This is a genomic window from Bacillus hominis (assembly GCF_018332515.1).
Taxonomy (GTDB): domain Bacteria; phylum Bacillota; class Bacilli; order Bacillales; family Bacillaceae_G; genus Bacillus_A; species Bacillus_A hominis.
This window is the reverse complement of record NZ_BOQD01000481.1, coordinates 1-4,071: the sequence shown is the minus strand read 5'-3', so window position 1 is coordinate 4,071 and position 4,071 is coordinate 1. Positions and strand designations below refer to the sequence as shown.

Genomic DNA, 4,071 nt, shown 5'->3' with positions numbered 1-4,071 from the left:
GTACATACATATATATGAAGTCAACATAAAACATAAACGAGGTGGACGTATGTTACTTGAAGAAGTAATGCAGCAACTAGAGGAATATGGAACAGAACAAAATCGTAAAACGTTTAAAAATCATGGGGCGAAAGAACCGTTATTTGGAGTGAGTTTTGCGAATTTAAAATTGTTAAAAAAGAAGATAAAAAAGGATCATGATTTAGCAATTTCATTATGGGAAACGAAAAATATGGATGCAATGACTTTAGCAACGATGGTTTTAGATCCGAAGAAACTAACGTCAAAACAGCTAAATAGATGGGTTGAGGAAGTTGATTATTATTGTTTAATGGACGTTCTTATGACGGCTATATGTACGTCGCCAATCGCGATAGAAAGAATGGAAGAATGGACGAAATCTGATGATGAATGGATTGGAAGAGCAGGTTGGTCATTATTAGCGAATATCGCTATGAAAAATAAAACATTAGACGAGGATTTCTTCTTACCGTATTTAGAAGAGATTAAAATTCATATACATAATGAAAAAAATCGAAAAAGAGAAGCAATGAATAGAGCGTTAATTGCAATAGGGGTTCGAAATGAAAGTTTGGAACAACAAGCAATTGAAATTGCACGCCAAATTGGAAAAGTAGAAATTGATCACGGTGCAACGTCATGTAAAACACCGGATGCAGAAGCCTATATTAAAAAGACACGAGAAAGAACTGAAAAAAAGAAAGTAAAATAAAAGAAGGGGGAAAGACTATGGAACCAATTGAAGCGGCACGAAGCATAATTGCATCACAATTTCCAAATTGTGATGTTGCTTTATTAGGGGGAAGTGTTGCTAGAGGAGAGGCTACGAAAACATCTGACCTTGATATTGTAATTTTCGACCAAAGTTTGTCATCTTGTTATAGAGAATCTTTCTATAGTAATGGGTGGCCTGTTGAAGTATTTGTACATAATTTTGAAACGTATAAAACTTTTTTTCAAATGGATTGCAAACGCGGGAGACCTTCATTACCTCAATTAGTTTCAGAAGGGATTGCATTAAAAGGAAAAGATGAAATTGTAGCAGAACTAAAAAGAGAAGCGAATGAGCTATTAAATAAAGGTCCAGAAAAATGGACAGAAGAAACGATGAAGCAGAAGCGTTATTTTATTACGGATACTTTGGATGACTTCATTGGTGCAACAAAGAGAGAAGAAGAATTGTTCATAGCAAATTTATTAGCTGATTTAGTACATGAATATGTATTAAGGGCAAATGGTCAATGGCTTGGAAATTCAAAATGGTTTATTAGAGTGTTAAGAAGATATGATGAGCAATATGCAGAACAGTTTGTAGCGACTTTTGATCATTTTTATAAAACAGAGGAAAAAAATGAATTAATTACTTTTGTAGAAAGAACGCTAGATCAATACGGAGGAAGAATGTTCGAAGGATTTTCTATTGGGAAATGAAGAGGGGATAGCGAAATGAATGTACCATTCGTTCAATTAAGAGAATTGACACTAGACGATGTAGAAGATCGATATCAATGGTCATTAGATACAGAAGTGACAAAGTATTTAGTTGTACCAGATCAATATCCTCCGTTCACTCGTGAAGATACGAGAAGGTGGATTGAAGCATCCATAAGTCGAGAGAATGGTTATGAACAACGAGCTATCGTTACAAAGGAAGGTATACACATTGGATGGGTAGACCTAAAAAATTTTGATAATACAAATAAAAATGCGGAACTAGGGATTGCAATTGGAAATAAAGAATATTGGGGTAAAGGATATGGAATAGCGGCCCTATATAGTATGTTACAACTGGGATTCTTTGAATTTGAATTAGAGAAAATTTGGCTACGTGTAGATGAAGATAATTTACAAGCAAGAAGGAGCTATGAAAAAGCTGGATTTGTTTGTGAAGGAATAATGAGAAATGATCGATTACGTCAAGGTAAGTTCATTCATCGTTATCGTTATAGTATGTTAAAAGAAGAGTATCAATCTTTAATTAATAGTCTATAAAAATATTATGTAAACTAAGAGGAGATGGGGAAAATGATTCGATTACTTACAAAAGTGGATGCGGAACAATATTGGGAGTTACGTTTACAAGCACTACAAGTAAACCCAGAGGCGTTTATAACAACTTATGAAGAGGCGATCCGTCAGAAAAATCCTATTGAGCGAGTTGTAAGTAATTTAACATCTAATACGAGCTGTACATTTGGTGCTTTTAATGAAGAAAATCAATTAATTGGAGTTGTCACTTTACTAACAGAAGAGAGGCAGGCATATAAGCATAAAGGACATATCGTTGCGATGTATGTAGATGCACAAAACAGACGTAACGGACTGGCACGGGAGTTAATTGCAAATGCAATTCAAAGAGCGAGAGAAATAGAACTAGAGCAACTGAGCTTAGGTGTTGTATCCACAAACGAACCAGCAAAAAAATTGTATGGATCAATGGGCTTTAAAACGTATGCAATTGAAAAAAGAGCTATAAAGATGAATGGTGTGTATAGTGATGATGAAAATATGGTGTTGTTTCTTTAAAGACTACATCTATAATAAGATTTTTGAATATTAATTATATTCATTTTGTTATATAGTAAAAGGAGAAACTATATAAGGGGTTTTAAGATGAAAGCTATTGCAATTGGGATATTGGCATCGTTTTTCTTTGCCTTTACCTTTGTGTTAAACCGATCGATGGACTTAGAAGGTGGCAGTTGGATTTGGAGTGCATCTTTACGGTATTACTTTATGGTTCCAATGCTACTACTTATTGTCATGTATAGAGGGAACTTAAAACAACTCTTTCAATATATGAAAAACAATCCGAAAGAATGGTTGTTATGGAGTATTGTTGGTTTTGGTCTCTTTTATGCACCGCTTAGTTTTGCGGGTGCGTTTGGACCAGGGTGGCTCGTTGCTTCAACTTGGCAAATTACGATAGTCGCAGGGATTTTATTAACACCATTTTTCGCGGTAGACCCATTACATAAAAAACTTCCTATGAAGGAATTAGCAATGTCAGGTATTATTTTATTCGGTGTTGTTCTCATGCAAGTAGAACACGCTTCTTCTTTAGGGATTCGTGAAACCGTTTTATGCGTAGTTCCTGTACTCATTGCTGCGTTTGCGTATCCACTTGGGAATAGAAAAATGATGCAAGTATGTAAAGGTGAATTAGATGTATTCCAACGAGTTCTCGGTATGACATTAGCAAGTTTACCATTTTGGTTATTACTATCTGGTTACGAAGTATCTGCAAGCGGATTACCGTCAAGTAACCAAGTTTTTCAATGTTTTATCGTTGCGATTAGTTCAGGTTTAATTGCAACAGTATTATTCTTCTATGCGACAGATCTTGTAAAAGATGATCCGCAAAAATTAGCAACCGTCGAAGCGACACAGTCTGGTGAAGTTTTATTTGCGTTAGTAGGAGAACTTATCTGGTTATCTGCTCCAATTCCGTCTTCTTTATCGTGGATTGGAATGAGCCTTGTAATTGTCGGAATGATACTTCATAGTTATGTAGCTGTAGTTGTGAAAAAAGAAGAAAAAATAACGGCGTAAAAAGATTAGCTCTTTTTCAATAAAGAGCTAGTCTTTTTTCATGAGAAAGGATGGAAATAGGATGTTACAGCGTGTTGAGCATATAGAAATAGATCCAATTAAGAAAGTATTAAAGCATGCGACCGGCCCGAGTGAAGTAAGCTTAATTAAAGCAGTTTCAATGTATAAAAATGATCAGGCAGTGCTATATAAATATGGGAATAAGGGTTGCATAGGTATAGCGTTAATTCATACAAATAGAGCGAGAATGTGTCACATAGCTGTTGATGAAAAATATCGTAATCAAGGAATTGCACTTCAAATGATTAAAGAAATAGTTAGGAAATATGAGTTAACATATATTGAGGCTGAGACAGATACAGAGGCAGTCGGATTTTATAAAAAGTGTAGGTTTAAGATTAAAAGTCTGGGAGAAAAATATCCGGGGGTGGAAAGATTTCATTGCTATCTTGAGAATGAACAGTTTAAAAGTATGCGAAATATGTAATTTTACATATT

At 34.8% G+C, this 4,071-nt stretch carries 6 protein-coding genes; all 6 read left to right on the top strand.

Translation table 11 applies throughout. The features are described from left to right. Nucleotides 1–49: 49 nt before the first annotated feature. Nucleotides 50–733: a DNA alkylation repair protein gene (locus tag KI356_RS26610; protein ID WP_128280339.1), complete on the top strand. Its 684-nt coding sequence runs from the start codon at nt 50–52 to the stop codon at nt 731–733. A gap of 17 nt (nt 734–750) precedes the next feature. Beyond that, complete coding sequence (locus KI356_RS26605; protein ID WP_128280338.1) at nt 751–1,452, top strand: nucleotidyltransferase domain-containing protein; 702 nt, start codon at nt 751–753, stop codon at nt 1,450–1,452. Nucleotides 1,453–1,467: 15 nt separating this feature from the next. After that, nucleotides 1,468–2,013, top strand: a complete 546-nt coding sequence (locus KI356_RS26600; RefSeq protein WP_212936949.1) for a GNAT family N-acetyltransferase — start codon at nt 1,468–1,470, stop codon at nt 2,011–2,013. A 33-nt stretch (nt 2,014–2,046) separates the two neighbouring features. Then, nucleotides 2,047–2,547, top strand: coding sequence for a GNAT family N-acetyltransferase (locus KI356_RS26595; protein WP_128280336.1), 501 nt, complete (start codon nt 2,047–2,049; stop codon nt 2,545–2,547). An 87-nt stretch (nt 2,548–2,634) separates the two neighbouring features. Beyond that, nucleotides 2,635–3,573: a DMT family transporter gene (locus tag KI356_RS26590; RefSeq protein ID WP_128280335.1), complete on the top strand. Its 939-nt coding sequence runs from the start codon at nt 2,635–2,637 to the stop codon at nt 3,571–3,573. 61 nt (nt 3,574–3,634) lie between these two features. Then, on the top strand, nt 3,635–4,060 hold the full coding sequence (locus KI356_RS26585) for a GNAT family N-acetyltransferase (protein WP_128280334.1): 426 nt from the start codon (nt 3,635–3,637) through the stop codon (nt 4,058–4,060). The last annotated feature ends 11 nt before the right edge of the window (nt 4,061–4,071 follow it).

What these genes read in the sequence shown, in the direction of transcription:
- KI356_RS26605 (WP_128280338.1), top strand. Translation starts at nt 751, where the DNA reads ATGGAACCAATTGAAGCGGCACGAAGCATAATTGCATCACAATTTCCA.
- KI356_RS26590 (WP_128280335.1), top strand. Translation starts at nt 2,635, where the DNA reads ATGAAAGCTATTGCAATTGGGATATTGGCATCGTTTTTCTTTGCCTTT.
- KI356_RS26595 (WP_128280336.1), top strand. Translation starts at nt 2,047, where the DNA reads ATGATTCGATTACTTACAAAAGTGGATGCGGAACAATATTGGGAGTTA.
- KI356_RS26610 (WP_128280339.1), top strand. Translation starts at nt 50, where the DNA reads ATGTTACTTGAAGAAGTAATGCAGCAACTAGAGGAATATGGAACAGAA.
- KI356_RS26585 (WP_128280334.1), top strand. Translation starts at nt 3,635, where the DNA reads ATGTTACAGCGTGTTGAGCATATAGAAATAGATCCAATTAAGAAAGTA.
- KI356_RS26600 (WP_212936949.1), top strand. Translation starts at nt 1,468, where the DNA reads ATGAATGTACCATTCGTTCAATTAAGAGAATTGACACTAGACGATGTA.